This window comes from Bradyrhizobium sp. SZCCHNS1022, assembly GCF_032484835.1.
In the GTDB taxonomy this organism is placed as follows: Bacteria; Pseudomonadota; Alphaproteobacteria; order Rhizobiales; family Xanthobacteraceae; genus Bradyrhizobium.
On record NZ_JAUETT010000002.1, the window covers coordinates 93,713 to 119,405 of the forward strand.

Sequence of the window (25,693 nt, forward strand, 5' to 3'; positions counted from 1 at the left end):
ACGTCTTTGGCGGGCCTGCGCGCTTCGGTTACGATCCCGCCTCAGCCGGTCTTTTCCGGGCCGTCGTAGGCGATGCCGCGGATCACGGCGCTCTGGCCGAATTTCTTGCGCAAGGCGTCCATCGCGCGCTCGGCCTGCGCCGAGCGGCGGTCGAGCATGTCGGCATCAGCGGCTTCCGACCCCGGTCGCAACGCGCTGACGCCGGCGCCCATCAGACGGAAGGCGGTGCCGTCGGTCTCGCGCGCCAGCATGTCGCGGCAGACCGCAAAGATCTTGCCGGCCAGCTGGGTCGGTGCGCCCACGGATTGCGAACGGGTGCGCTGGCGGAAATCCGCCGTCTTCAGTTTCAAGGTGATGGTGCAGCCGGACAGATCGCTCGCCTTCAGCCGGTGCGAGACTTTCTCTGAAAGCCGCCACAGCAGCTTTTCCAGGGTGGCGTAATCGCGGATATCATCCTCGAACGTGGTCTCGCTGGAAATGCTTTTGGCGCCGCGATCGGCAACGACCTTGCGGTCGTCGATGCCGCGCGCCAGGCGCCAGAGCCTGCGGCCGTCGCTCGGAAACTGCTTCATCAGCTCGATCTCATCGGCCCGCTGCAGGTCGGCGATGGTGCGAAAGCCACGGCTCGCCAGCCGCTCCTGGGTGGCGGGGCCGACGCCGAAGATGAAGCCGACCGGCTTGTCCTTGAGCATGTCGCAGGCTTGTTCCTGATCCAACGTGGCGAAGCCGCGCGGCTTGTCGAGATCGGACGCGATCTTGGCCAGGAACTTGTTGCAGGACAGCCCGACCGAGACCGTGATGCCGATGTTCGTCTCCACCTCCTGGGCAAAGCGCGCCAGCACCTTGGCCGGGATCATGCCGTGGACGCGTTCGGTCCCGGACAAATCCAGGAATGCCTCGTCGATCGACAATGGCTCGACCAGCGGCGTCAGGGCCTGCATCGCCTGTCGCACCTCGCGGCCGACGCGGACGTATTTTGCCATGTCGGGGCGGATCACCACCGCAGACGGGCAGAGCTCGAGTGCCTTGAACATCGGCATCGCCGAGCGGACTCCGTAGGTCCGCGCGATGTAGCACGCCGCCGAAACCACGCCGCGCTTGCCGCCGCCGATGATGACGGGCCGATCGGCGACCTCAGGATTGTCGCGCTTCTCGACCGTCGCGTAGAACGCGTCGCAATCGATATGGGCGAGCGTGAGCGCGGGCAGCGCGCGATGCCGGACCAGGCGCGGTGAGCCGCACGCGGTACAGCGCCTGGCCTGTGCGTCGAGATCGCTCAGACAGTCCCGACAGAAGCAGGCCGGCCCGGTTGCCGCGCGCGGTCCTGCATCCGGCGGGGGGGCGCTCACGGCACGTCGCGCTCCCATTTGCGGTCCCCCAATACCTCCCGCGCCGCCATGATGTTGGTCGGATGAAGCTTGGAGGCGGCCGCGAAAGCCTTAACGCTCTCGTCGTCCCGCAAAACGAAATCGAGCACATTGACGAGGAAATTCGGGTCGGTCGCCGCCGAGCGCAGCGTCTCCGGGCCGATGCCGGTGTCGGCCAGGAACCGGCCCAGGCGCTCGGGTTCCCCCGCCAGGAAGGAAAGGGCCTGAACCGCAACGATTTCAGCCACTTCGCGGGGATTCTGAACAGGCTTTTTCAACGGCCGATTTGCCTTTCCGTTAACTTCTCGTCTCTACTTTGCGATCATCATGCCCGAGTCTTCGGAATCTGTTCAAGCAAGTGGAAACCATCTTCCCGAAGATGGATGATCAACTTTAACGGCTTTACGCGAATCTAGGGCGAGTTTGAATTAGATGACACGGCGGGCAGGGGCGTCCGCCGGAGGGCAGGCCGGTGTCAATGAATGGGAGGGACGGATGGGAAAGACCGTCCTGATCGTGGAGGACAACGAGCTCAATATGAAGCTCTTCCGCGATCTTCTGGAAGCGCATGGCTATCAGACCGCCGGCACCAGCTCCGGTGTGGAGGCGCTCGACATCGTCCGCAAGACGCGCCCCGATCTGATCCTGATGGATATTCAGCTGCCTCAGGTCTCCGGCCTCGAAGTGACGCGCTGGATCAAGGATGATCCGGAGCTGCGTTCGATCCCGGTGGTCGCCGTCACGGCATTTGCGATGAAGGGCGACGAAGAGCGCATCCGCGAGGGCGGATGCGAGGCCTATCTTTCAAAACCGATCTCGGTCGGAAAATTCATTGAAACTGTGCGACGATTTATCGGGTAGGGAGTCTTCGATGTCCGCGCGTATTCTTGTGGTCGACGACGTCCCGGCCAACGTGAAGCTATTGGAAGCACGGCTGTCTGCCGAATATTTCGACGTGCTGACCGCGGCCAATGGCGCCGAGGCGCTGCAGATCTGTCAACGCGCCGAGTGCGACATCATCCTGCTCGACGTAATGATGCCGGACATGGACGGTTTCGAGGTCTGTCGCAGGCTCAAGACGAACCCGGTGACGCATTACATCCCGGTGGTCATGATCACCGCGCTCGACAGTCCCGCGGATCGTGTCCGCGGACTAGAGGCCGGCGCCGACGACTTCCTCACCAAGCCGGTCTCGGACGTCGTCTTGATCGCGCGTGTCAGGTCGCTGACGCGGCTGAAGATGATGACCGATGAGTTGCGCATGCGCGCGCTCACCTCGCTCGAGATCGGCGTGCAGGCGCCGGAGCGCAATGCGGTCGCCGATACCGGACGCGGCGGGCGGGTGCTCCTGGTCGATGACCGGCCGTCGTCCTATGAGCGCTTGGCCCCGCTGCTTGCGACCGAGCACACGGTCGACGTGGAGCCCAATCCGGCGGAGGCGGTGTTCAACGCCGCCGACGGCAACTATGATCTCGTCATCGTCTCGCTCGATCTCGACAACTTCGATGGTCTGAGGCTGTGCAGCCAGATCCGCTCGCTGGAGCGGACCCGCCATGTTCCGATCCTGGCCCTGACGGAAGCGGAGAACAACACGCGCCTGTTGCGCGGGCTCGAGATCGGCGTGAACGATTATCTGTTGCGTCCGGTCGACAAGAACGAGCTGATGGCACGGGCACGCACCCAGATCCGCAGGCGCCGCTACACCGATCATCTGCGCGACAATGTGCAGAACTCGATCGAGATGGCGATCACGGATGGGCTCACCTCGCTGCACAACCGTCGCTACATGGAAACGCATCTCGCCACGCTCGCGGAGCAGGCGGCAAGCCGCGGCAAGCCCCTGGGGCTGATGATGCTGGACATCGACTTCTTCAAGGCCATCAACGACACTTACGGTCACGATGCCGGTGATGACGTGCTGCGCGAATTCGCCATGCGCGTACGCCGCTCGATCCGCGGCATCGATCTGGCCTGCCGCTATGGCGGCGAGGAGTTCGTGATCGTGATGCCGGAGACCGATCTGCATGTCGCGGGCATGGTCGCGGAGCGGCTGCGCCGGTCGATCGCCAATGAGCCGTTTGCAGTCCATAAGGGCGTGAAGCGCATCGACGTGACGGTCTCGATCGGACTGTCCACGCTCGAGCACAAGGGCGAGCCGATCAGCGACGTGCTCAAGCGTGCGGATACGGCGCTCTATCGGGCCAAGCACGACGGCCGCAATCGCGTCGTCACCATCGCGCCGCCGAACCAGGCGAGCTATCTGCCGCAGGTGGCCGGACGAAGCCGCTGAGGGGCAGGGCGGTGCTGCGGCCCGGTTGCCGCGAGCGCCGACGGCGATGCGTGCGCGCATCTCTCTCCACCTGTCATTCCGGGGCGCTCACGACTTTGTCGCGCGCGGAATGACAGCGAGTTTGTTGTAAGAAACATCCCGACATAAATCTCGTCCTCGCAACGCATTTTGCGATCGAGCTTTGAAGTTCATTCCCTCTTCGAGACGGAACGTCTGAAGACGACTTCACGTCGGCTCGGGAGAGCTCCTGGCGAGCAACGCGGTACGTGCCTTGATCTTGCACGACCTCCGTGGTATGCATGTAGCATGATCAACGTCGTGCGCAATCGTACCCGTAAACACATGACCCGCTCTCGCTGGGCCGTGGAAGGAGTCGTGCGCTAGGAATTCGACGACGCGATCTTTTCACCAGGCCCCGCCGGCATCGGACGGGGCCTTTTGTTTGGCCACGCTCTCTGCCGGCACAACAGCAGGAGCATCCGATGCCACCCCAACAGACGAACAGCAGGTCCGAGATCGAGCCCAATGCCGCAGGGCTCGGCCTCGATCCCATCGCGCTGACGAGAAACGCCGCAGGCCACGCTTTGGCAGCGGCGCGCTCCGATGCGTCCATTGCCGCGCTGAGAGACGCCTTGTCGGAAAAGGACGCTGCCGGACCACCGGCCGCATCGACGCGGAGTCTGTTCAGCTTGCTCGAGCGATACTGGCGCGCGTTTCAGGAAGGTCGCCGGCGCCGGAGGGGGAGAGCGAGCTTGCTTGAGCTGAGTGAGAGACAGTTGATGGATATCGGCCTGACACAAGGTGACATCGACTCCATCGCCGCTCACCAAGCGATTGAGAGGCTCAAGGACAGCACGACGTATCTGTTGCTGTCCCGAGGTGTGATGTAGCTGATGGCAAGTCGCCGCGCGTTTGACTTGGCGCCGTCATATGCGGACATGTGCGTTGCGAGCGATTTGGGCCCGCAACGCGCTTCAAGAAAATGAGATGTCACGTAGAGAGAGCGTGTCCATGAGCGCCGATGTCATGATCCGACGCCTAAGGCCAGACGACGCGAATTCGTTCAGAGCCATTCGCTTGGAGGCACTGACGGTGAACCCGGAAGCGTTGGGGAGCACCCTTGCGCTTGAAGATAAGCTCGACGTGCCGTGGTTTGCGAGCCGACTTGAAAACTCACACGTCATGGGTGCGTTTCGAGATGACGAACTTGTCGGAACGGCCGGTTTCGCTGTTCAGCAGGGGCAGAAGCACGCCCATAAGGGCAGGCTTTGGGGGATGTATGTTCGACCGAGCTCAAGGAACATCGGCGTCGGACGCTTGTTGGTGAGCGCCGTGCTGGATGTCGCGCGCGAGAAAGTTGAACTGATCCAATTGACCGTCGTCAGGGATAATCGACCTGCCCGGAGGCTCTATGAGAGTGTAGGTTTCGTGGAATTCGGTATGGAGCCGAAAGCCTCAAAGCTTGGCGAAAAATATTACGACGAAGCACATATGGCGCTCGACTTCAGTCAGTCAGGGCGGATCAGCGAAGCGTGATCCGCCGCTCTTCTACAATCGTTGTGGAATCCGCCCCACGGGCTGGTTCGCGCGTCAAACTCGCCGCAGCGGCCGTGGCGGCTGCGATGCGGCTCTGGCCCTGGGCCGTCGATACAAAACGGCCGGCGCGGGACCAATTCCCGGCCGGCTGTCGATGTGTCCGGATGAAGGGCTATTACGCCGCGCGCACGCCCTTGAGAAACTTCTCGAGTTCGTCCTTGAGCAGGCTGCTGTCCTTAGAGAGCGAGTGCGCTGCGGCCAATACCTGCGCGGATGCCTTGCCGGTCGCGCTGGCACCCTGACTGGCGTCGCCGATGTTGCTGGCGACGCGGCTGGTGCCGCTGGCGACGTCCTGCACGTTGCGGGAGATCTGTCCGGTGGACGCGCCCTGCTGCTCCACGGCCGCGGCGATGCCGGCGGCGATCTCCGAGATCTGCTTGATCGTGCCGCCGATCCGCTTGATGGAGGCGACCGAAGTCTGCGTGGCGCTCTGGATGCCCTCGATCTGCTGGCCGATCTCCTCGGTCGCCTTGGCGGTCTGCGAGGCCAGCGCCTTGACCTCGGACGCGACGACGGCAAAGCCGCGGCCGGCGTCGCCGGCGCGGGCGGCTTCAATGGTCGCGTTGAGCGCGAGAAGATTGGTTTGGGCCGCAATCGAAGTGATCAGCTTGAGCACGTCGCCGATCCGCTCGGCCGTGCGGGAAAGCTCGCTGATGCCGGCATCCGTCTGCTCGATCTGTCGCACCGCTTCCTCCGCGATGCCGGTCGACTCGGTGACTTGCCGGCCGATCTCGTTGACGGAGGAGGCCATCTCTTCCGTGGCGGAGGCGACCGACTGCACCTTGGTCGAGACTTCGGTCGAGGCGGAAGCCGCACTCGACGACAGCACCTGGGTGTTCTCCGCGGTCTTGCTCAGCGTGGTGGCGGACGCCTCGAGTTCATGCGAGGCCGTGGAGACCTTGTTGATGATCTGTCCGACGGTGGCTTCGAACTCGTCCGCCAATTTGCGGACCGCAAGGTGCTGTTCCTGCTTGGCGGCGTCGAGATACACGGAGATCGCAAGATCCATGTCGAGCATGGCCGCGCGCGTGATCGCCGCCTGCAGCACCGCCTTCTTCTCCCGCGCACCTTGACCGGCGAACCAGCCGTTTGCCATTTCGGTTTCGATGGCTTTCTGCAGACCGGTTACGATCATCGAATAGCCGGCAATATACCAGCGCGGTTCGATGCCGAGACGGTTGTGCGTCATGCCGATCCGCGTCACCGACTGCACATAGGCGTCGTCGAATTTGGCGGCCGCGAGCGAGCTCCAGTGATCGATCTGAGCCTGCTTGGCGTGGCGAATGACGGCCGGGTTGGGAAACAGCTTGGCGAGCTGGGGGTACTTGGTGACGTGGGCGTAGAACTGGTCGAGGATGCCGGGCAGGACGCGGCCGATCAGCGGGCGCAGCTCGCGTAGAGCTTCGCGGGTGGCGTTATCGATACCGATGAAATCGAGGCGGGACAAAATGGCATTTGTGTCGTTCATCGGCGAATCCATCGGTCAAAGCAAAACAGCAGGCCGCCCCTATCAGGGCCCCTATGGTGCTAAGCGTGAATTGCAAATGTTTGGTTGACGTTTCCCTAAGCGGAGAGAGGCTCCGGTATTATTATCTGGTGGCGGGGTAGGCTAGATGGTGAGCGGGGAAGGGCCGACGCTGTGGATGCGGTGCCGTTCGGGCGTCTCTGATCGTGATCCGTCGAGCCCAAGCGACCAAAGGTCAAAACCCAAATAAAAACGGGGCCTTGAAGGCCCCGTCAAAGTCGGCAGATACCCGCGATCTTACTTGATCTTGGCTTCGCGGAATTCGACGTGCTTGCGCGCAACCGGGTCATACTTCTTCTTGACCATCTTCTCGGTCATGGTGCGCGAATTCTTCTTGGCGACGTAATAGAAGCCGGTGTCGGCCGACGACACGAGCTTGACCTTGATGGTGACCGCTTTGGCCATGACTTGAACCTTTGTGGACGGAATCGGTGGGAGTGGGCGCCGGCCAAAGAGGGGGCGCAGTTGGCGGGCAACCTACCCAGCCAGCCTCCAAAGTCAAGGTTTCCGGGCCGGATTCTCCGGCCTTTAGCCCTCGAAGAAGCGGTTTTTCGGCCGGGGCAGGCCGATATTTTCCCGCAGCGTCGGCCCCTCATACTCTTTACGGAAGATCCCGCGCCGCTGGAGTTCGGGAATCACCTTATCGACGAAGTCGTAGAGCCCCTGGGGCAAATATGGGAACATGATGTTGAATCCGTCGCTGCCGCGGCTGGTCAGCCATTCCTCCATCTGGTCGGCGATGGTTTTGGCCGTGCCGACGAACGACAATCCGCCGTAGCCGCCGACCCGCTGGGCCAGCTGGCGCACCGTGAGGTTCTCGCGGGCGGCGAGATCGACCATGCGCTGGCGCCCGCTCTTGGATGCATTGGTCTCCGGGATCGGCGGCAGCGGCCCGTCACGATCGAAGCCGGATGCATCGGTGCCGAGGATCACCGACAGCGAAGCAATGGCGCTGTCGTAATGCACCAGACTGTCCAGCTTCGCGCGTTTCTCCTTGGCCTCATCGACACTGTCGCCGACCACGACGAAGGCGCCGGGCAGGATCTTCAGATGCTCCGGATCGCGGCCGACCTTCTCCATCCGTCCCTTGATGTCGGCATAGAGCGTCTTTCCGTCGGCGAGGTTGCCGCCGCCGGTGAAGACCGCTTCGGCGGTTTCGGCCGCGAGCTGCTTGCCGTCCTCGGAGGCGCCGGCCTGCACGATCACCGGCCAGCCCTGCACGGGGCGCGCGATGTTCAGCGGCCCGCGGACCTTCAGATATTTGCCCTTGTGATCGAGCACATGCATCTTGGCGGGATCGAAATACAGGCCTTGGTCGACGTCGCGCACGAAGGCGTCATCGGCAAAGGAATCCCACAGGCCGGTGACGACGTCGTAGAACTCCCGCGCCCGCTTGTAGCGCTCGGCATGCTCCATGTGATCGTCGAGGCCGAAGTTCAGCGCGGCGTCCGGATTGGACGTCGTGACGATGTTCCAGCCGGCGCGGCCGCCGGAGATATGGTCGAGCGAGGCAAAGCGGCGCGCGACGTGATAGGGTTCGTCGAAGGTGGTCGAGCCGGTCGCGATCAGGCCGATATTCTCGGTGACGGCCGACAGCGCCGAGAGCAGCGTGAACGGCTCGAACGAGGTCACTGTGTGGCTGCGCTTCAGCGCATTGATCGGCATGTTCAGTACGGCCAGATGGTCGGCCATGAAGAAGGCGTCGAACTTGCCGGCCTCGAGCTTGCGGATCAGCTGCTTCAGATGGGAGAAGTTGAAATTGGCGTCAGGCCACGCTCCAGGATAACGCCAGGCGGCGGTGTGAATCGAGACCGGGCGCATGAAGGCGCCGAGCTTGAGTTGACGTGGGGCCATAGGCTGCACTTTCCTGGATGTTATTTGCAAAGACATGGGAACGTTTGGTTCGTGAGTCATCGGCCGTCTCGGGGAGGAATGTTGCCATTTGCATTCCGTATGGGGAATATCGTTCCCCTGGTCGAACATGTCCGATGCATCGAACCGTCCAGCGGAGTCGCCGACAAACTGCCCAGTCACTGAGAGTACCTCATGGCAGCTGCAGCGGAAGCTGACATCATTCGCCTCGAACTACCGATGCCTTTGCTTGGGCGGGCGATCGCTTTGCCGCTGATTGCGGCCGGCTGCTACCTGCTTTGGAATGTGGCGGTTGGTCTTGGCGAGGTGCTGGCAAGCCCCAGCTATCCCGGGGGAGATTGGGCAGCAATCGCCATTTTTGCCGGACTTGGCCTCGCGGTCATCATTCCGGGTCTCCTTATTGCGACGTTTCGCGGGGCGCCACGGTGAGTCCGAGCGCTGGCGAAATCGTCATCTCGAGGAGTTTCGGGCCATTCCAGCTTCGGAGTGTCCGACGGCTCTCGAACTACAAGCTGATCAGCATTACCGATGATGGCGACGCCAACGCACGCGGTGTACGAAGTCAATTTGTGCGGCGGCAAAGGCGCTGAGCCGCTCAATGTGCGCGGTTTCAGCCGTTGCGAGGACGCAAACGCCTTGGCGCGGCAGTTCGCCGGCGCGCTCAAAATCCCGGTTAAGGACTTTGTCGATACCGAGCCTGATGCGGACGATGTCGACGGCTGATTATGCCAGCACGTCCTTGCATCTTGCCGCCGTCGGAAGTGGAAGAACGACTGACGCCGAATACTCGGAATGGCGTATTTGCCGAAGCGGTCGTCGTCCAATCCGCCACGGATACGTCATTTGAGACTGATCGACAATCGCGAAGAAGAGACGTGGACATCGTCCTTTGCACGCAAACTCATGCTGCGGAAGAGAGGGAGCAGTTGGCGGTTATCGCCCTTCGTGCGACTGCCCTCGCTCCGCGATCTCGAAAAAGTTCAGCCCTTGCTGGTGGCCTTGACGAAAGCGCCGATTTGGGCGGAAGCCTCGTCTGGATATTGATGATGCGGCCCGTGTCCGGCTCGCGCATAGGTGATCAGATGAAGGGTCGGCAGTTGTCGATTCAACGCGTACCAGTTCTCGATCGGGAACACGATGTCGTGGTCGGCTCCCAGGTGCAGGATTGGAACCGACGTCGTCTTCAAGAGCTGCAAAATCTGGTCTGACGGAAACACAGGATTGCGCGGCGTGTTGCCGATCTGCGCCATGGCCCAGTCGGCCGGAACGTCGGGGCTGCGGTCCTGCTTTCGCGCCATAATGCGATCGAACGAGCGCTTTGAAGCCGCCCGGCTGCCTGCGTCCGCAGGTTCGAAGAACACAGTCGTGAACTGCTCCAATGCGATGCCGGGGATTGCCGCGGTATCATAGAAGAGTTGCTCGCCCGTCTTGACCAGCGGGCCCGGAGGCGTCGTGGCCAACAGAACCACATGACTTGCCATCGGACCGGTCATTGCCAGCAAGATCTGCGCGGCGATCCCTCCGATCGACCATCCACCGATCGCGACGTCCTTGAGGCCGAGTGCCTCGATGAGATCCTTGCCATCCTTGGCGAGCGACATCGGATTGTAGGATTTTTCGCCAGTCGACTGGCCAAGACCTGAATAGTCGAAGGTTACGACCTGAAAGCCCTGTGCGGCCAATCCGTCGATGAAGGCGGGATCCCAAAGATCGAGGACGCCGCGAAAGCGGTTGCACAGGACCAGCGGCTTGCCCGTACCGACGGATCGATAGGCGAGGCGGCGTCCGCCAACGTCGACGAACTGGGTGGGGGCGGTCACCGAACTGGCGGCGGCCTGCGCCTTCAGCGGCAACGCAAGTGCCGCAGCGCCCAGCGCTCCGGCAGTGATCATCGTGCGACGAGATTGAGAGTTCATGTCCGTAATTCCTGCTAAGGCAGCATCGAGGCTGCTGGCTGGATCGACGGGATGGTTACGCGTTTCGAGATGAGGCTGGAGTACCGATCGGCCGGTATCGCCGACCGATCGGAGCGTTGGGACTAGGCGCTGGCGCACGCGCGGTAGCGCTCGGCGGGCTGCGCACCCAAACCTGAGGGCAGAACCGCGCGTGCGCCCTCGAACGCCTCCCAGAGGCCAAGGTCCGAAAGGGGCGGTATCGTCACGGCTTCGCGCCGATCGAAGCCGACCAGCGCCGCGTCGACCAGGTCCTCGACGCCCATGAGATTGGGAATTTTCGAGAGATCGGCACCCGCCCGTTCCCAGATTTCGGTCCTGGTTGCCGCCGGTACCACGGCCTGGACGTAGACGCCCTTAGGCCCGACCTCGGCCGCCAGCCCCTGCGAAAAGGTGAGCACGTAAGACTTGGTTGCCGAATAAATCCCCGGGAAAAACGCGGGCATGAACGACACCACCGAACCGAGATTGATGATGGCGCCGCTTCCGCGTTTCACCATGCCCCCGATCGCCGCCGAAGCCAGCAGGGTCGGCGCAGTCACATTGAGCTTGAGCAGTTGCTCCATAGCGGCGGGATCCGCCGCTTCGAACGGGCCGAGCAGCGCCGCGCCAGCGTTGTTGACCAGAATCTCGACTGGGCTGCCCGAACGCAGCCGGTTCGCCACCATTTGCAGCTGTGCGGCATCTGTCAAATCCGCTGTCAGGACTTCGACGGCAATCCCGTGCGCCTTGTGCAGTTCCGCCGCAAGGGCCGCCATTCGCTCCGTCGCGCGAGCGACGAGGACGAGGTCATGGCCGCGCGCGGCAAGGCGCCGCGCATAGACGGCGCCGATGCCGCTGGAGGCGCCAGTAATGAGTGCAGTGGACATGTCTTCTTCTCCATGGGAGGGGCCATCTGTCCCCAAATGTAGATGACGATCATCATCTAATTGCAAAGATGATGGTTGTCATCTACATTTTTTTGAACTGGGGGAGATTTATTTTGGCGAGAAGCCGGGAGCAGAAGGCGGAGAGCAGGCGGGCGATCGTGAACTCGGCCGCTAAGTTGTTCCGGGAAAAGGGAGTTGACGGTGTTACCGTCGCGGAGATCATGGACGCAGCGGGACTGACGCACGGCGGCTTTCCAAGGCACTTCGCGAGTAAACAGGAGCTCGTGACCGAGGCCCTGGCGGACATTTTCGAGTCCAGCAATCGTCAACCCTTGCTGCCGACGGATGTCCGTGGCTTCGCCCGCGCGTATCTGCGGCCAGAACATCGGGATGCGGCGGGGGCGGGATGCGTCTTCGCGGCGCTCGGGCCCGAGATGTCGCGGGCGCCGGCGCCCACACGCCGCGTCCTGACCGAGGAGATGCGACGGCAGATCGAACAATTCATAGCCTCGGCGCCTGGTGACGATCCGCACCAGAAGCGTGTCGCGGCCATCGGCAGTTGGGCAGCGATGATTGGGGCGATGTTGCTCGCGCGCATCTCCGATTCAGAAGAGCTGTCGGACGAAATCCTACAGGCGACCCGCGCCTTTCTCGGCGCGGAGCCCTGAGAGTTGCCGATATCGGAGCGCTTCGACAAGTAAGCGAATGCCTGCGCCTGCTGCCTGCGGCTCGGTCAATGCAAGTGATAGCCGGAAATTGGTGGGCACCAATCCTCCAGCACGCGCGAAGACGCCCCTGCGCGCGACCTCGGCCTTGACCTGTTCCTCGGGAGGCAGGCAAGTCCGAGCCCAGCCCATAGCCACCACCGCCCGCGGAAGTCTTGGCCGATCCGCACTGCGATCATGTCCTTCGCGACTTGCTCGCCGAGGCGGACCCCGGCGTCGATGGAGACTGACGTCTACGCGCCCAGCACGTCCCTGTGCATCTTGCCGCTGTAGAAGTGGAAGAATGGCACCGGCGCATCGTGGCGCAGCGGACCGGTGGCAAGGCGCCGCTCCAGTTCGTTGAGCACATTCTTCGTCATCGGGTGCAGATCGGCGAGGGGTTTCGAGCCGAGCTCGACCCACACGAGCTCGACGAGCTCGGCATCCGGATGCACCACACCCTCGACGCGATGGGTGATCGAGGAGGCGTCCGCCGTGAAGAAGCGGGTATCGAAACGCTTGATGCGGCCGGGCGGAGTGATTGCGCGCGCGATCAGGAACAGGCTGGACGGATCGGGCAGCAGGCCCGCTTGAGCAAATGGGGCCCAGGGCCCATCGAGTGTCGGCAGCGCGCCGTCGATCCGCCGCCCCAGGCATAGGCCCGTCTCTTCGCAGGCCTCGCGGATGGCGGCGACGGCGAGCGACTTCGCGCGCGATACGCTCGTCTGCGGCCGTCCCTTGAACAGATTGGCTTGTAGCTCCGGCGGAATAGGAGCCGCCACGGGCACGCGATGGTCCGTCTTGTCGACGCGTCCACCGGGGAAGACGAACTTGCCGGGCATGAACACCACCTTGTCGTGGCGTTTGCCCACCAGCACCTTCGGCGCATGTCCGCTGCGGTCGATCAGGATCAGCGTCGCCGCGTCCCTCGGCTTGGTGTAGGGATGATGATCGGCCTCCTTCTCGGCGGGCTTGCCCGCCGGCGCTCCCGTGGTCTGTGCCGTCTCGCTCATGTCCTCCCCATTTCCATTCGTTTGTTGGCCGTTCACACCGGCGGGATGCCTTCCGCGGGATTGTCGTCGAAGCCGTGCATGCGCAAGGCCCATTGCAGGCCGACGACGGTGCCCTTGACGGGTTGCAGCAGCGCCAGCGAGGCGAACAGCGTCAGCGGCAGATAGATCGCCAGCTGCAGCGGGACCGGGGGCGAATAATTGGTTTCGATATAGAGCGCGAGCGGCACCACGATGTGACCGACGATGACGATCACGAGATAGGCCGGCAGGTCGTCGGCGCGATGGCCGGAGAAATCCTGGCCGCAATTGTCACAGCTGTCGGCGACCTTGAGAAAGGCGCGAAACAGCTTGCCTTCGCCGCAGCGCGGGCAACGGCCGCGACAGCCGCGCTTCATCGCGCTCCAGACGTCGCGCGTCTCGACCAGACCGGTGTCGCGCGTCCAGGTCGTCGGGCGCACGCTCTTCGGGGTCGTGCTCATGGCGTCCATGATTTGCCTTTCTTCGATGTGCCGGACTTGCGTTTAGTCTTCGGCTTCGCGTTTTTCTGACGTTTGGTCCGTGTCCCAGCCTTCGCGCGCTTCGATGTCGCCTCTTTGCCCTTTTTGGCTTCCGATTTCAGCCTGCCTCTGACGCTCTCGCGCGCCTTGGGACCTTCACGCCGCCGATGGCGCGGGACCAGCACGTCGGCCTCGGTCAATAGTTCGAACCGCAGGGCGCCGGCCACGGGCTGAGCTTCTACCAGACGCACGTCGACGACGTCACCCAGCCGGTGCATGGCGCCGCTGCGCTGGCCGATCAGCGCGTGCCGCGTTTCGTCGTAATCGAAATATTCCGTGCCGAGGGTGCGGATCGGCACCAGCCCGTCGGCTCCGGTGTCGTTGAGCTTGACGAACAGGCCGGCGCGGGTGACGCCGGAGATACGGCCCTGGAAGGTGGCGCCGACGCGATCGGCGAGGTGATGCGCAATGAGACGGTCGGCGGTCTCGCGCTCGGCCTTCATGGCACGGCGCTCGGTCACCGAAATCTGCGCGGCGACTTCCGCGAGATGATCTCCCGTCTCGCTGTCGGGCAGGGCGCCATCGCCGAGGCCCAGCGCCCGGATCAATCCACGATGGACGACAAGGTCGGCATAGCGGCGGATCGGCGAGGTGAAATGCGCATAGCGGCGCAGGTTGAGGCCGAAATGCCCGTAATTCTCGGCGGAATATTCCGCCTGCGCCTGCGAGCGCAGCACCACCTCATTGACCAGCTGCTCGTAGTCCTGCCCCGCCACCAGGGTCAGCACGTGGTTGAACAATGACGGACGCAGCGCGCCGGACTTGGCGAAGGGGACATCGAGCGTCTTCAGGAATTCCTGCAGAGCGTGGACCTTCTCGACCGCGGGCTCGTCATGCACGCGGTAGATCAGCGGCAGCGATTTCTTCTCCAGCATTTCCGCCGCTGCGACGTTGGCGAGGATCATGAATTCCTCGATCAGCCGATGCGCATTGAGCCGCTCCGGCACGACGACGCGGTCGACCGTGCCATCGGGCTTCAACAGGATCTTGCGTTCGGGAAGATCGAGATCGAGCGGATCGCGGGCGTCGCGGCCGCGCTTGGCAACCTCATAGGCGGCGTAAAGGGGCTTCAAGATCGGCTCGAGCAGGGGGCCGGCGACGTCGTCCGGCCTGCCGTCGATCGCCGCTTGCGCCTGTGCATAGGCGAGCTTGGCCGCCGAGCGCATCAACACGCGATGGAAAGTATGCGAACGCTTGCGGCCGTCGGCGCCGAGCACAATGCGCACCGCGAGCGCGCCGCGCGGCTCGCCCGGCACCAGCGAGCAGAGATTGTTGGAGATGCGCTCCGGCAGCATCGGCACGACGCGATCGGGGAAATAGACCGAGTTGCCGCGCCGAAGCGCGTCGCGGTCGAGCGCCGAACCTGGCCGTACATAATAGGCGACATCGGCGATGGCGACATGGACGATGTAGCCGCCCTTGTTGTTCGGATCGGGATCAGGCTCGGCGTGGACCGCGTCGTCGTGGTCCTTGGCGTCGGGCGGATCGATGGTGACCAGCGGCAGCTCGCGCCAGTCTTCGCGTCCCTTCAAGCTTGCAGGCTGGGCGTCCTCGGCCTCCTGCACTGCAGCGGGTGAGAAATCGAGCGGGATTTCATGCGCGTGGATCGCGATCAGGCTGATCGCCTTTTCCGTCGCGATCGAGCCGTAGCGCTCCTTGACGCGGCCGGCGGGCAGACCGAAACCGCGTCCGCGCAAAAGGTCGACGCTGACGAGATCGCCGTCCTTGGCCTCGCGGCTGTCCGCGGGGGCGATGCTGAGCTCGCGTCCGGCCTGCTTCTTGTCGACCGGGATCAGCCGGCCGCCGCCGCCGGGCGATGCGCGGAAGATGCCGAGCACACGATGCTTGGCATGATCCAGCACCTTGATGACGCGGCCCCGATAGGACACGCCTTCGGCGGTTTCGCTGGAGTCGATCCGTAACAACGCGCGGTCGCCGACCCCGGCGGTGGCGCCGGGGCGGGCATGGCGCGGCGTGTGAATGCGGATGCGCGGTGGTTCGGATTGTTCGGCCTCGTCCCATTCGGCCGGGGTGGCGATCAGTTCGCCGTCGCTGTCACGACCGGTGATGTCGGCAATGAGCGTCGCCGGCAGGGACGCGGCCTCCGTGATCGCTCGTCGGCCGCTCTTCTTGACGGCGCCCTGATCGACGAGATCGCGCAAAATTCGTTTCAGCTCGGCGCGATCGGCATTCTTCAGGCCGAATTCGCGCGCGATTTCCTTGGTGCCAACCTTGCCCGGATTGGCGCGGATGAAGGCGACGATGGCCTCCCGCGAAGGGAAGCCGATGTCGCGCTTTTGGCTCATTTTCTCATCCGCGGGCCTTGCCGGCGCTTTTCTTCGCAGGCGCCTTCGCGCCGGAGGACGGTTTGGCCGAGGTCTTGACGGCCTTGCCGACCGGCGCGCGCGCCTTGCTGGTGGACTCTGAGTTCGATTTGGCTGCGGCCTTCTTCACCGCTGCTTTCTTGGCTGGCTTCTTCGCAGGCTTTGGCGTGTCGCCATCCTCTCCTTCGGCCTCGGCGGCCTTGGATTTGGCGGCCTTGGCTGCGGTCTTCCCTGGCGTCTTGGCCTTTTTCGCAGCCTTGCCGCCACCCTTCGCGGCCCGTTCATCGAGCAACGCAATGGCCTCGGGCAGCGTGATCGTATCCTTGTCCTTGTCGCCGGGGATCGTCGCGTTGACGCCGCCGGCCGTGACATAGGCGCCATAACGCCCGCTCTTCACGGCAACAGCGCCGAGCGAGGGATGGTCGCCGAGCGCCTTGCCGGGATCGGCGCCGAAGCGCTTGCTTGGACCCTTGGCGACCTTCTCGGCGATCAGCGTGACGGCGCGGTTGAGGCCGATGTCGAACACCTCGTCGCCCGCTTCCAGGCTCGCATAGGTCTTGTCGTGCTTCACGAACGGGCCGAAGCGGCCGATGCCTGCGGTGATCGGCAGGCCCGTCTCCGGATGCCGGCCGATTTCGCGTGGCAGCGACAGCAGCTTCAGCGCGAGCTCGAGGTCGACGTCGGACGGCTGCGTGCCCTTGGGAATGCCCGCGCGCTTGGGCTTCTCGCCTTCCGCATAATCCTTCTGGTCGCCGAGCTGGATATAGGGGCCGAAGCGGCCGGCCTTGATCGTGACGTCCAGACCGGACTCCGGGTCCTGCCCGAGCACGCGATCGGCCGCAGCCTCGCTGTCGGCGGCGAGCGGCCGTGTATAGCGGCACTCCGGATAGTTCGAGCAGCCGACAAAGGCGCCGAACTTTCCGGCCTTCAGGTTCAGCCGTCCGGTGCCGCAGGTCGGGCATTGCCTGATATCGCCGCCATCGGCGCGCGGCGGATAGATGTGCGGACCCAGCATCTCATCGAGCGAGTCCAGGACCTGCGCGACGCGCAGATCCTTGATGTCGTCGACGGCGCCGATGAAGTCGCGCCAGAAATCCTTCAGCACCTGCTGCCAGGAGATCTCGTTGTTGGAGATGCGGTCGAGCTGCTCCTCGAGATCGGCCGTGAAGTCGTATTCGACGTAGCGGCGGAAGAAGTTCTCCAGGAACGCGACCACGACGCGGCCCTTGTCCTCGCCGTGCAGACGCTTCTTCTCCAGCTTCACATAGCCGCGGTCCTTCAGGACCTGCAGGATCGAGGCATAGGTCGAGGGCCGGCCGATGCCGAGCTCCTCCATCCGCTTGACCAGCGAAGCTTCCGAGAAGCGCGGCGGCGGTTCGGTGAAATGCTGGGTGACGGAGAGGTCCTGCCGCTTCAACGGCTCGCCCTGGCTCATCTGCGGCAGACGGCGGCTGTCCTCGTCCTCCTCGTCGTCGCGGCCTTCCTGGTACAGTGCCAGGAAGCCGTCGAACTTGATCACCTGGCCGGTGGCGCGCAGCTCCAGCGCGCGCGAACCTGCCTTGGCTGATATGTCGACCGTGGTGCGCTCGAGCTCCGCCGATTCCATCTGGCTGGCGATGGTGCGGGTCCAGATCAGCTCATAGAGCTTGGCCTGATCGTCGTCGAGCCGCCGGCGCAGGTCGGCCGGGCGGCGCGACAGATCCGTCGGGCGGATGGCTTCGTGCGCTTCCTGCGCGTTCTTGGCCTTGGTCTGGTACTGGCGCGGGCTGTCCGGCACATAGGCGTTGCCGTAGATCTCGCCGATCACCTTGCGCGCCTGCGTGATCGCCTCGGGTGCGATCTGCACGCCGTCGGTTCGCATATAAGTAATGAGGCCGGTGGTCTCGCCGCCGATATCGATGCCCTCATAGAGCCGCTGCGCGATGCGCATGGTGTGCGCCGGCGCAAAGCCGAGCTTGCGGCTCGCCTCCTGCTGCAACGTCGAAGTCGTGAAGGGCGCTTGCGGATTGCGCCGTGCGGGCTTGGCGTCGACGGACGTGACGGTGAAGGTCGCCGCGTTCAGCGCCTGCTTGAAGTCTTCGGCTTCGGCACCGGTGCCGATATCGAGGCGCTGGATTTTCTTGCCGTCGGCCCCGACCAGACGCGCCTCGAAGGTTTCGCCGCGGGGCGTCGCCAGCGTCGCGATCAATGACCAGTATTCGCGCGGAACGAACTTCTCGATCTCCATCTCGCGGTCGCAGACCAGCCGCAACGCCACCGACTGCACGCGCCCAGCGGAGCGCGCGCCGGGGAGCTTGCGCCACAGCACCGGCGAAAGGGTGAAGCCGACCAGATAATCCAGCGCACGGCGCGCCATATAGGCGTCGACCAGCGCGCCGTCGATCTGGCGCGGATGCTTCATGGCTTCGGAGACGGCCTGCTTGGTGATGGCGTTGAACACCACGCGCTCGATCTTCTGATCCTTCAGCGCGCGCTTTTCCTTCAGGACCTCCAGCACGTGCCAGGAGATCGCCTCGCCCTCGCGATCAGGGTCGGTGGCGAGAATCAGCCGCTCCGCTCCCTTCAGCGACTTGGCAATCTCGTTCAGTCGACTGGCGGCCTTGGGATCGACCTCCCAGATCATCCGAAAATTGTGGTCGGGATCGACGGATCCATTTTTTGCCGGGAGGTCGCGGACATGGCCGAAAGAGGCCAAAACCTCATAGGAGGAGCCCAGATATTTATTGATCGTCTTGGCTTTCGCCGGCGACTCCACGATGACGATATTCATGCAGTTCCAGTAGCTTACGGGAAAGATTGAAGCCAGTTTCGCGGATTCGCCAAAGGCCTCGTTGACCCGAACATGGGTGGTGAGACGGTTCCTGTCAAATCGAAGCGTGTTGAAAGCCGGGGCGAGAAGGCTACCGACGTATAAGCAGGGTTGCAGAGAGGTGCCCTGGAGTTACGCTCGCACCAGGAGTACTTTTACAACGATGCACGTAATTTGATCAATTTGATTAAATCAGCGCGAAAGCGAAACATGTCATCCACCGGCGCAGGACGGCGCTCTTCCCATGAAGGCGTGGAAGAGATCGGAGTGGACGAGGCGATCGCGTTCATTGCGGAAACGACGGAGAGCTTGGCGCGGCTGGCACGTCGCCACGACCTCGACATGCTTGATTATATATTGCGCATGGCCCGCTTGGAGGCGGAGGAACATTGGCGGCGTCGCGATCGCCGCACCTTATCCTGAGCTGTGCCTCCCCTGAACGCGGTATGCCTTCAACTCGGATGGCGCGAGCCTGGATGCCGCGGCCGCAGGGTCGTATCGCCGACGGCCAGGAGCTGTTTGTAGATGGCGGCGCAAGCGCATCGCCGGCCGGCGCGCCGATCTATCGAGGCTAGCTAAGCAGAAGGGCGCAGGGAACTTCAGCTCAGAGTGCGCGTGTCCGCGGGCACTCTGAGCTTTCCGCTGAATTTGCTTCTCACTTGAACCTTTGTCGCGGCCGGGCAGACCCCCAAGGGGGACAAGGGAGGACAAGCAAGGGGGACAAGGGGGAGCGGAGTTCATTTGACATATTCATATTCGGAGAGTTGCGATGACAAAGCTTGCGCGCGTCTCTGCATCAGTGCCCGTTTCGGCTGCTCCATCCAACAAGGCGACTGCAAACAAGGCGGCAGCCGCACGATCTGACTGGGACAGTTTTCTCTCGATTCTGTTGTTCTGCGCGCTCGGCCTTCTGGTCTCGCTGGGCGCTTTGCTGCTCGGCGCGCCCTTGGTCTGGGATTGACCGGATCGACTGTCGCGGAACGGCTGCCGCCTCCGGCGAGGCAAGCGGCAGCCGGATATTGTCAAGCCGCCCGCAAGCTGCTGGCAGCCTCGAGCGCGCTCTTGACCGCCTGCTCGCGGTGCTCGGGGCTGACCTGGATGCCCTCGGCCGCAATGAATTCGATGTCCGTCACGCCGAGGAAGCTGAAGACCCCGCGCAGATAAGTCTCCAGATGTTCGAAGGCCGCCATCGGGGTGTCCGCGCCGTAATAGCCGCCGCGTGAGATCGCGACGATCACGCGCTTGCCTCCGGAGAGCCCTTCCGGGCCCTGCGGGCCGTATTTGAACGTCTTGCCCGGGACCGCGATCCGATCGATCCAGGCCTTGAGCTGGCTCGGGATGGAAAAATTGTACATGGGGGCGCCGATCACGACGATATCGGCTGCCAGGAACTCCTCGAGCACGGCCTGTGCCGTCGCAAGGTCCTGCTGGATGGCGGGATCGCTCGGCGAAATGCCCTGAGCCGCGGCCAAATGCGCGCCGGACAGGTGGGGCAGGGGCACAGCCGAGAGGTCGCGATAGGTGATTTCAAGGCCGGGAGCCGTTTGCCGCAGCCGTTCGACGACGGCTGCAGAGACCTGCCGGCTGACGGAGTGGGGGCCGAGGACGCTTGAATCCAAGTGGAGGAGTTTGGGCATGACAGTCACCTTGTGTCGGTTTAAGTTTGTAACCGACGCTATATGAGTGACTGCTGGCGCAGCGCACAAGAACGCACAATTTTCAAACCTGAGCACATCCGTGAAACCAGAGAACATGGAAGTTGCCGCCCAACGGCCACAGCCCGAGCATAATGATTGCCGCGGCGCTGCCTCGATTCTCGCGCGGGTCGGGGACAAATGGAGCGTGTTCGTCATCATGATGCTGGGCGACGGCCCGAAGCGCTTCAACGAACTCAAGCGGCTGGTCGGCGGCATTTCGCAGCGAATGCTGACCTTGACCCTGCGCGGCTTGGAGCGCGACGGCCTGGTGACGCGAACGGTGTTTCCCACCATTCCACCGCGCGTCGATTACGAACTCACCGATCTCGGCAGGGGCCTGTCGCAGCCGGTCAAGGCGCTTGGCGAATGGGCGATTGCGCACCGCGACCAGATCGAAGACGCGCGTATGCGATTTGATCTGCGCAGCGGGAGCGACTGATCGCTTCGGTTCGGCTCAGCTGAGCGACACCAGGCTGCCGCCGTGGCGCTCGAGCCTGCCGGCAAGTTCGAGCTCGAGGAGCACCGTGCGCAGCACGGCGGGCGCGAGGCCGCTGATCCGGATCAGGTCGTCGATCGAGACAGGGGTGGGCCCGAGCAGAGCGAGGATCTGATCGCGATCGTGGCTCTCCGGATCGGGCGCGAATGGCTCCTCATCATCTTCGTACAAGGGAAGCTGCAGCGGCCGCTCCATGATCGGTTCGACCGCGCGGATGATGTCGGCGACCTCGGTGACCAGCGTCGCGCCCTGCTTGATCAGATCGTTGGTGCCGGCCGCGCGCGGGTCGAGCGGCGAGCCCGGCACCGCGAACACTTCGCGGCCCTGTTCGCCGGCCATGCGTGCGGTGATGAGCGAGCCGGAGCGGTGTGCCGCCTCGACCACGACGACACCGAGCGCGCTGCCTGAGATCAATCGGTTGCGGCGGGGAAAATCGCGGGCGCGAGGTTCATGGCCCAGCGGCATTTCCGAGATCGCCGCGCCGTGCTCCGTGACGATGGCCGTGAGCAGGCCTTCGTGTTCCGGCGGATAGATCCGGTCATGACCACCGGCGAGCACGGCAACCGTGCCGCTCGCCAGGCTGGCGCGATGCGCGGCCTGATCGATGCCGCGGGCAAGGCCGGAGATCACAACGAAGCCGGCCTCGCCGAGCTCGCGGGCGAGTTGGCCAGCAAATTTCAACCCGGCGGCCGAAGCGTTGCGAGACCCGACAATGGCGATGATCGGCCGCATCAACGCCTCGCTGTCGCCGTGAATCCCGAGCAGGGGCGGCGCATCGTCCAGCATCGCGAGCCGTGGCGGGTAACCGGCTTCTTCAGGCGCGCGCAGGCTGATGCCGAGCTTGCGGCAGGCGAGAAGCTCGGCGCGCGCTTCGTCCGCATTGCAGATGCGCGCCGAGGCTGCGGCTCCTCCCCGCCGCGCCAGCTCCGGAAGCCGCTGCAGCGCCGCCCGCGCGCTGCCGAAATGGAGCAGCAGCGAGCGGAAGGTGCGCGGGCCGACATTATCGGAGCGGATCAACCGGAGACGGTCGAGCCGCTCGGCTTCGCTGAGTTCGGTTGTCGTGCTGACTGCGTCCACGCCTGCTCTCCGGTTCGGTGCAGCATGGAACAACCGCAGCGCGTGGGGAAGAGGGTAGCTGGGTGCCGCGCGGCCTTTGAGGCGAATCCCAACACGCGAATTAGGCCAGCACGTCCTCGATAGCGTCCTCGGACGGGAAGGCCGGGCGCGTCTCTTGCGCAACGAGCGTTGTGCCGGCCGGCGCCCGCTGCAGCCAGCGCTCGCAAGCATCGCGACCGCGCTGATGCAGCATTGCGATGAAGCTGTGTCCGAGGTCGGTGGCGCTGTGCTGGGCGAGGCCGTCGATCTCGTCCTCCGCGGCCAAGCGATGAATCCGCGGCGGATGCAGGCCGTCATGGCGGGCCCATTCCAGCGCCGCAAGCTCCGCATTGAGCACGGCATTGGCCGTGATCTGGTCGAGCCGCCGGTCGATCGCGGCTGATGTCACGGGGATATAGTTGTTGCGCGTCGGGGTCACCTGGACCACGAGCAGATCGGCGGCGCTGGATTCGTGCGCGACGCTCACAACCGGAGGATTGGCCCCGTAGCCGCCGTCCCAATAGGCGTCGCCATCGATGTCGATCGCGCAGTGAAGTTGGGGCGGGCAGGTCGAAGCCAGCAGCACGTCCGGCGTGATCTCGGCATTGCGGAACAGTTGCTGGCCGCCGTCGCGGACCCGCGTCGCCGCAATTATGAGCCGCGGCGCGGCAGCGCTCTGCAGCGCGCCGAAATTGATGATGCCCGCAAGCAGATCGTGCAGCGGCTCGATGTCGAGCGGATTGAACCGTCCCGCGCGCAGATGCTGGCCGAATGCGACCGAGCTGCCGGCCGGCGAGAAGCCGCCGAGCAGCATCACCGAGCGGAACGAGGCTTCGCTGGCCATGCCATTCCAGAAGGCCGCGAGCAGTTCTCGCGCCCTCTCGCGGCCGCCTTCAGCCAGGCCGCTGGCGAGCAGGGCGGCATTGATCGCGCCGGCGCTGGCGCCGCTGATCGTGTCGAAATCGCAGGCAGGCTCCTCCAACAGGCGCTCCAGCACGCCCCAGGCAAATGCCGACAAGCTGCCGCCGCCCTGCAGCGCCAGCGAGAGCTTGCGCGGCGGCCAGATCCGCGGTGCCGGCGAGAGGGCCGGGGTTGCGATCGTCTCGGCGAGCGATTTTTCCGGCGTCGCCGCGGGTTTGGCGTCCGTTGCGGCCGATTTCGGTTCAGCCGCGAGCGCAGGCTTCGCACCCGTCGCCAGGATCATTTCGGCGACCACGGTCTCCGGCTGCGACGGTTGGGATGATGGTGGCACGTTGGTGGCCGCAGCCGGCTCCGTCACTTGCGCGGCAGGGCTCGTGGCGTCCCCGGTCGACCAGATCTGGGCGGCCGAGAGAAGCGCGCTGGCGCTGGAGCGCACGGGCACCGCCTGCTGCGGCACCGGCTCCTGCTCTGTGCGGTGATCGGGTGTGGCCGATGAACCGCTGGAATTGGGCTTGCGAAACCACATGCGTGAATCATGACAGGCAATGATGATTCCCGCCAGAGTCCCGCGCGGATTTGAGTCCGGATCTGCTATGGGTGTTGCTGCGCTGCCGCTGTGATTTACGGGGTCAAATGTACGTCGCCCGTAACAATGCGGGTCACGATTTCTTTGCGCCGATCTTGCTTTCGGTGCCGGCCTGCAGACGCCTGATGTTCTCGCGATGCATATAGATCAACAGCAGCGTCAGAAGTGCAAACAACGCTGCGAGTGCGGTGTGGCCAAATGCCCACAGCATGATCGGCGTGAGCAGGCTTGCAACAAACGCCGCGAGCGACGAGTAGCGAAACGCGAAGGCGGTCGCGAGCCAGACCAGGCAAAAGAAAATTGCGCCGGGCCAGAACAGGCCGAGCAGGATGCCGATATAGACCGCGACGCCCTTGCCGCCGCGAAACTTCAGCCAGACCGGGAAGAGGTGGCCGAGGAAGGCGCCGAGACCGGCGAGCATCGCCGCATTGGGGCCGCCCAGATAGCCCGAGATCACCACCGCAGCCGTGCCCTTCAGGGCATCGCCGAGCAATGTGGCCGCGGCGAGCCCCTTGCGCCCGGTGCGCAGCACGTTGGTTGCCCCGATATTGCCGGAGCCGATGCTGCGCAGGTCTTGCGTGCCGGCAAGCCTCGTCAGGATCAGCCCGAACGGGATCGAGCCCAGGAGGTAGCCGATGACCAGGGCAACGGGGAGAAACGCCTCAGCTCCCATGACACAGCACTCCCTTGTTCAACGCTCCTGTGCAGGCTCTCGTGTCAGACATGCTCGTACACGGTGCGGCCGCCGACGATCGTGCGCACCGCGCGTCCCGTGAACCGCGCCTCGTCGAAGGGGGTATTCTTGCACGAGGATTTCAGATCGGCGGGATCGAGCACCCACGGCACGTCCGGATCGATCACGACGATATCGGCAGGCGCCCCCGCCCGCAATGTTCCGCCGGGCAGGCCCAACAGTTCCGCCGGCCGGGTCGACATCGCGCGGATCAGCGCGGTCCAGGTCAGTTCGCCATTGTGCACGAGGCGCAAGGCCGCCGGCAGCATGGTTTCCAGCCCGATCGCGCCGCTCGCCGCTTCCGCGAACGGCAGCCGCTTCACCTCGACATCCTGCGGATTGTGGTCCGACATGATGACATCGATGAGGCCGGAGGCCAGCGCCTCGACCAGCGCCCGCCGGTCGGTTTCGGAGCGCAATGGCGGCGACAGCTTGAAGAACGTGCGGTAGGGGCCGATGTCGTTCTCGTTCAATGTGACGTGGTTGATCGAGACCGAGGCGCTGACGGCAAGCCCGGCATCGCGGGCGCGTTTGAGGACGTCGAGCGAGTCGCTCGAACTGAGCGAGGCCGCGTGATAGCGGCCGCGCGTCAGTGCGACCAGGCGCACGTCGCGCTCCAGGATCACCGCTTCGGCGGCTGCCGGAATGCCCGACAGCCCGAGCCGCGAAGCGAATTCGCCTTCGTTCATCACGCCTTCGCCGACGAGATTCGGATCCTCGGTGTGGTGCACGATCAGCGCGTCGAAATCACGTGCGTAGGTCAGCGCACGCCGCATCACCAGCGCATTGGTGACGCTCGTCTCGCCGTTGGAGAAGGCGACTGCGCCGGCCGCCTTCAACAGGCCGATCTCGGTCATCTCCTCGCCGTGCAGGCCTTTGGTCAGCGCCGCCATCGGTTGGATGTTGACGATCGCGGTGTCGCGGGCGCGGCGCAGCACGAAGTCGACCGTCGCCGAATTGTCGATCACGGGTTCGGTGCCGGGCTGGCAGATGATCGTGGTGATGCCGCCGGTCGCTGCGGCCTGGCTCGCGCTGGCAAAGGTCTCCCGATGCACATAGCCGGGCTCGCCGACAAAGGCGCACATGTCGATCAGGCCGGGCGCGACGATCTTGCCGGAGCAGTTGATGACATCGGTCCCTTCGGGAACGCCGGCCGCGCCGATGCCGCGCTTGAGATCGCGGATCACGCCGTCGGCGATCAGCACGTCGCCAAGACCATCGAAGTCGCGGGATGGATCGATCACGCGAGCGTTGGCGAGCAGGATCGGGCGACGGTCGGTCAGCATG

26 protein-coding genes and 1 pseudogene are annotated in these 25,693 nt (G+C 64.1%); 10 read left to right on the forward strand and 17 right to left on the reverse strand.

Annotated features, from left to right (window positions below; all coding sequences use genetic code 11):
• Window positions 1-41: 41 nt before the first annotated feature.
• Together QX071_RS13915 and QX071_RS13920 are read right to left on the reverse strand one after the other, a co-directional pair.
• Window positions 42-1,367 (reverse strand): DNA polymerase IV, encoded by a 1,326-nt coding sequence (locus tag QX071_RS13915; protein ID WP_315703287.1) that lies wholly within the window; start codon window positions 1,365-1,367, stop codon window positions 42-44.
• Window positions 1,346-1,645: a DUF3572 domain-containing protein gene (locus tag QX071_RS13920; RefSeq protein WP_315703288.1), complete on the reverse strand. Its 300-nt coding sequence runs from the start codon at window positions 1,643-1,645 to the stop codon at window positions 1,346-1,348. The genes QX071_RS13915 and QX071_RS13920 overlap by 22 nt, the downstream gene beginning before the upstream one ends.
• A gap of 217 nt (window positions 1,646-1,862) precedes the next feature.
• Between QX071_RS13920 and QX071_RS13925 the strand changes: the two genes are divergently transcribed.
• The 4 genes from QX071_RS13925 to QX071_RS13940 all read left to right on the forward strand — a co-directional run bounded on the left by QX071_RS13925 (window position 1,863) and on the right by QX071_RS13940 (window position 5,193).
• Entirely contained in the window at window positions 1,863-2,228 is a 366-nt protein-coding gene (locus tag QX071_RS13925; protein ID WP_315703289.1) for a response regulator, read from the forward strand.
• A 10-nt stretch (window positions 2,229-2,238) separates the two neighbouring features.
• Window positions 2,239-3,657 carry a PleD family two-component system response regulator gene (locus QX071_RS13930; protein ID WP_315703290.1) on the forward strand — a complete coding sequence of 473 codons (1,419 nt, stop codon included), beginning with the start codon at window positions 2,239-2,241 and terminating at the stop codon, window positions 3,655-3,657.
• A 482-nt stretch (window positions 3,658-4,139) separates the two neighbouring features.
• Complete coding sequence (locus QX071_RS13935) at window positions 4,140-4,547, forward strand: DUF1127 domain-containing protein (RefSeq protein ID WP_315703291.1); 408 nt, start codon at window positions 4,140-4,142, stop codon at window positions 4,545-4,547.
• 121 nt (window positions 4,548-4,668) lie between these two features.
• Window positions 4,669-5,193 carry a GNAT family N-acetyltransferase gene (locus tag QX071_RS13940; protein WP_315703292.1) on the forward strand — a complete coding sequence of 175 codons (525 nt, stop codon included), beginning with the start codon at window positions 4,669-4,671 and terminating at the stop codon, window positions 5,191-5,193.
• Between the two features lie 175 nt (window positions 5,194-5,368).
• On the opposite strand, the gene QX071_RS13945 is transcribed toward QX071_RS13940, so the two are convergent.
• The 3 genes from QX071_RS13945 to QX071_RS13955 all read right to left on the reverse strand — a co-directional run bounded on the left by QX071_RS13945 (window position 5,369) and on the right by QX071_RS13955 (window position 8,632).
• The gene (locus QX071_RS13945; RefSeq protein ID WP_315703293.1) at window positions 5,369-6,721 is read right to left on the reverse strand and encodes a globin-coupled sensor protein; all 1,353 of its coding nucleotides are present in this window, start codon (window positions 6,719-6,721) and stop codon (window positions 5,369-5,371) included.
• 294 nt (window positions 6,722-7,015) lie between these two features.
• On the reverse strand, window positions 7,016-7,183 hold the full coding sequence (rpmG, locus tag QX071_RS13950; RefSeq protein ID WP_008960778.1) for a 50S ribosomal protein L33: 168 nt from the start codon (window positions 7,181-7,183) through the stop codon (window positions 7,016-7,018).
• 123 nt (window positions 7,184-7,306) lie between these two features.
• Entirely contained in the window at window positions 7,307-8,632 is a 1,326-nt protein-coding gene (locus tag QX071_RS13955) for an LLM class flavin-dependent oxidoreductase (RefSeq protein WP_315703294.1), read from the reverse strand.
• Window positions 8,633-8,824: 192 nt separating this feature from the next.
• Here QX071_RS13955 and QX071_RS13960 point away from each other — a divergent pair, with 192 nt between their 5' ends.
• Window positions 8,825-9,079, forward strand: coding sequence for a hypothetical protein (locus tag QX071_RS13960; protein ID WP_315703295.1), 255 nt, complete (start codon window positions 8,825-8,827; stop codon window positions 9,077-9,079).
• 99 nt (window positions 9,080-9,178) lie between these two features.
• Window positions 9,179-9,373, forward strand: a complete 195-nt coding sequence (locus tag QX071_RS13965) for a hypothetical protein (protein ID WP_315703296.1) — start codon at window positions 9,179-9,181, stop codon at window positions 9,371-9,373.
• A 257-nt stretch (window positions 9,374-9,630) separates the two neighbouring features.
• Here the strand turns inward: QX071_RS13965 and QX071_RS13970 are convergent, their stop codons facing one another.
• Together QX071_RS13970 and QX071_RS13975 are read right to left on the reverse strand one after the other, a co-directional pair.
• Window positions 9,631-10,566, reverse strand: coding sequence for an alpha/beta hydrolase (locus QX071_RS13970; protein ID WP_315703297.1), 936 nt, complete (start codon window positions 10,564-10,566; stop codon window positions 9,631-9,633).
• A 122-nt stretch (window positions 10,567-10,688) separates the two neighbouring features.
• Complete coding sequence (locus QX071_RS13975) at window positions 10,689-11,471, reverse strand: SDR family oxidoreductase (protein WP_315703298.1); 783 nt, start codon at window positions 11,469-11,471, stop codon at window positions 10,689-10,691.
• Between the two features lie 68 nt (window positions 11,472-11,539).
• On the opposite strand from QX071_RS13975, the gene QX071_RS13980 reads away from it, so the two are divergent.
• Entirely contained in the window at window positions 11,540-12,139 is a 600-nt protein-coding gene (locus tag QX071_RS13980) for a TetR/AcrR family transcriptional regulator (protein ID WP_315703299.1), read from the forward strand.
• On the opposite strand, the pseudogene QX071_RS13985 reads toward QX071_RS13980, so the two are convergent.
• From QX071_RS13985 to topA, 5 genes and pseudogenes are all read right to left on the reverse strand, one after another.
• Window positions 12,101-12,414: pseudogene (locus QX071_RS13985) on the reverse strand (hypothetical protein); the annotation flags it as partial. The gene QX071_RS13980 and the pseudogene QX071_RS13985 overlap by 39 nt on opposite strands.
• 15 nt (window positions 12,415-12,429) lie before the next feature.
• Window positions 12,430-13,188 (reverse strand): NUDIX domain-containing protein, encoded by a 759-nt coding sequence (locus tag QX071_RS13990; protein ID WP_315703300.1) that lies wholly within the window; start codon window positions 13,186-13,188, stop codon window positions 12,430-12,432.
• Between the two features lie 32 nt (window positions 13,189-13,220).
• A complete protein-coding gene (locus QX071_RS13995) occupies window positions 13,221-13,676 on the reverse strand; it encodes a DUF983 domain-containing protein (RefSeq protein WP_315703301.1) in 456 nt (151 codons plus the stop codon).
• Window positions 13,664-16,051, reverse strand: a complete 2,388-nt coding sequence (gene rnr, locus QX071_RS14000) for a ribonuclease R (protein ID WP_315703302.1) — start codon at window positions 16,049-16,051, stop codon at window positions 13,664-13,666. Before rnr ends, QX071_RS13995 begins: the two co-directional genes overlap by 13 nt.
• Before the next feature lie 4 nt (window positions 16,052-16,055).
• A complete protein-coding gene (gene topA, locus QX071_RS14005; RefSeq protein WP_315703303.1) occupies window positions 16,056-18,839 on the reverse strand; it encodes a type I DNA topoisomerase in 2,784 nt (927 codons plus the stop codon).
• 249 nt (window positions 18,840-19,088) lie between these two features.
• On the opposite strand from topA, the gene QX071_RS14010 reads away from it, so the two are divergent.
• Both QX071_RS14010 and QX071_RS14015 read left to right on the forward strand, forming a co-directional pair.
• Complete coding sequence (locus QX071_RS14010; protein ID WP_315703304.1) at window positions 19,089-19,301, forward strand: hypothetical protein; 213 nt, start codon at window positions 19,089-19,091, stop codon at window positions 19,299-19,301.
• Between the two features lie 346 nt (window positions 19,302-19,647).
• Window positions 19,648-19,839: a hypothetical protein gene (locus tag QX071_RS14015; protein WP_315703305.1), complete on the forward strand. Its 192-nt coding sequence runs from the start codon at window positions 19,648-19,650 to the stop codon at window positions 19,837-19,839.
• A 61-nt stretch (window positions 19,840-19,900) separates the two neighbouring features.
• Here QX071_RS14015 and QX071_RS14020 read toward each other — a convergent pair whose 3' ends face one another.
• Window positions 19,901-20,515 (reverse strand): FMN-dependent NADH-azoreductase, encoded by a 615-nt coding sequence (locus QX071_RS14020; protein ID WP_315703306.1) that lies wholly within the window; start codon window positions 20,513-20,515, stop codon window positions 19,901-19,903.
• Between the two features lie 88 nt (window positions 20,516-20,603).
• Between QX071_RS14020 and QX071_RS14025 the strand changes: the two genes are divergently transcribed.
• Window positions 20,604-21,014, forward strand: coding sequence for a helix-turn-helix domain-containing protein (locus QX071_RS14025; RefSeq protein WP_315704253.1), 411 nt, complete (start codon window positions 20,604-20,606; stop codon window positions 21,012-21,014).
• A gap of 15 nt (window positions 21,015-21,029) precedes the next feature.
• Here QX071_RS14025 and dprA read toward each other — a convergent pair whose 3' ends face one another.
• From dprA to QX071_RS14045, 4 genes are all read right to left on the reverse strand, one after another.
• The gene (gene dprA / locus QX071_RS14030; RefSeq protein ID WP_315703307.1) at window positions 21,030-22,148 is read right to left on the reverse strand and encodes a DNA-processing protein DprA; all 1,119 of its coding nucleotides are present in this window, start codon (window positions 22,146-22,148) and stop codon (window positions 21,030-21,032) included.
• A 100-nt stretch (window positions 22,149-22,248) separates the two neighbouring features.
• On the reverse strand, window positions 22,249-23,613 hold the full coding sequence (locus tag QX071_RS14035) for a patatin-like phospholipase family protein (RefSeq protein ID WP_315703308.1): 1,365 nt from the start codon (window positions 23,611-23,613) through the stop codon (window positions 22,249-22,251).
• Window positions 23,614-23,746: 133 nt separating this feature from the next.
• Window positions 23,747-24,346 carry a glycerol-3-phosphate 1-O-acyltransferase PlsY gene (plsY, locus tag QX071_RS14040; protein ID WP_315703309.1) on the reverse strand — a complete coding sequence of 200 codons (600 nt, stop codon included), beginning with the start codon at window positions 24,344-24,346 and terminating at the stop codon, window positions 23,747-23,749.
• 44 nt (window positions 24,347-24,390) lie between these two features.
• Window positions 24,391-25,692: a dihydroorotase gene (locus QX071_RS14045; protein WP_315703310.1), complete on the reverse strand. Its 1,302-nt coding sequence runs from the start codon at window positions 25,690-25,692 to the stop codon at window positions 24,391-24,393.
• Window position 25,693: the final 1 nt, after the last annotated feature.

Bases quoted from the DNA above. Each gene is read 5' to 3' on its own strand.
- QX071_RS13915 (WP_315703287.1), bottom strand. From the start codon at position 1,367: ATGGGAGCGCGACGTGCCGTGAGCGCCCCCCCGCCGGATGCAGGACCG.
- QX071_RS13925 (WP_315703289.1), top strand. From the start codon at position 1,863: ATGGGAAAGACCGTCCTGATCGTGGAGGACAACGAGCTCAATATGAAG.
- QX071_RS13930 (WP_315703290.1), top strand. From the start codon at position 2,239: ATGTCCGCGCGTATTCTTGTGGTCGACGACGTCCCGGCCAACGTGAAG.
- QX071_RS13935 (WP_315703291.1), top strand. From the start codon at position 4,140: ATGCCACCCCAACAGACGAACAGCAGGTCCGAGATCGAGCCCAATGCC.
- QX071_RS13940 (WP_315703292.1), top strand. From the start codon at position 4,669: ATGAGCGCCGATGTCATGATCCGACGCCTAAGGCCAGACGACGCGAAT.
- QX071_RS13945 (WP_315703293.1), bottom strand. From the start codon at position 6,721: ATGAACGACACAAATGCCATTTTGTCCCGCCTCGATTTCATCGGTATC.
- rpmG (WP_008960778.1), bottom strand. From the start codon at position 7,183: ATGGCCAAAGCGGTCACCATCAAGGTCAAGCTCGTGTCGTCGGCCGAC.
- QX071_RS13955 (WP_315703294.1), bottom strand. From the start codon at position 8,632: ATGGCCCCACGTCAACTCAAGCTCGGCGCCTTCATGCGCCCGGTCTCG.
- QX071_RS13960 (WP_315703295.1), top strand. From the start codon at position 8,825: ATGGCAGCTGCAGCGGAAGCTGACATCATTCGCCTCGAACTACCGATG.
- QX071_RS13965 (WP_315703296.1), top strand. From the start codon at position 9,179: ATGATGGCGACGCCAACGCACGCGGTGTACGAAGTCAATTTGTGCGGC.
- QX071_RS13970 (WP_315703297.1), bottom strand. From the start codon at position 10,566: ATGAACTCTCAATCTCGTCGCACGATGATCACTGCCGGAGCGCTGGGC.
- QX071_RS13975 (WP_315703298.1), bottom strand. From the start codon at position 11,471: ATGTCCACTGCACTCATTACTGGCGCCTCCAGCGGCATCGGCGCCGTC.
- QX071_RS13980 (WP_315703299.1), top strand. From the start codon at position 11,540: ATGATGGTTGTCATCTACATTTTTTTGAACTGGGGGAGATTTATTTTG.
- QX071_RS13990 (WP_315703300.1), bottom strand. From the start codon at position 13,188: ATGAGCGAGACGGCACAGACCACGGGAGCGCCGGCGGGCAAGCCCGCC.
- QX071_RS13995 (WP_315703301.1), bottom strand. From the start codon at position 13,676: ATGGACGCCATGAGCACGACCCCGAAGAGCGTGCGCCCGACGACCTGG.
- rnr (WP_315703302.1), bottom strand. From the start codon at position 16,051: ATGAGCCAAAAGCGCGACATCGGCTTCCCTTCGCGGGAGGCCATCGTC.
- topA (WP_315703303.1), bottom strand. From the start codon at position 18,839: ATGAATATCGTCATCGTGGAGTCGCCGGCGAAAGCCAAGACGATCAAT.
- QX071_RS14010 (WP_315703304.1), top strand. From the start codon at position 19,089: ATGTCATCCACCGGCGCAGGACGGCGCTCTTCCCATGAAGGCGTGGAA.
- QX071_RS14015 (WP_315703305.1), top strand. From the start codon at position 19,648: ATGACAAAGCTTGCGCGCGTCTCTGCATCAGTGCCCGTTTCGGCTGCT.
- QX071_RS14020 (WP_315703306.1), bottom strand. From the start codon at position 20,515: ATGCCCAAACTCCTCCACTTGGATTCAAGCGTCCTCGGCCCCCACTCC.
- QX071_RS14035 (WP_315703308.1), bottom strand. From the start codon at position 23,613: ATGTGGTTTCGCAAGCCCAATTCCAGCGGTTCATCGGCCACACCCGAT.
- plsY (WP_315703309.1), bottom strand. From the start codon at position 24,346: ATGGGAGCTGAGGCGTTTCTCCCCGTTGCCCTGGTCATCGGCTACCTC.
- QX071_RS14045 (WP_315703310.1), bottom strand. From the start codon at position 25,692: ATGCTGACCGACCGTCGCCCGATCCTGCTCGCCAACGCTCGCGTGATC.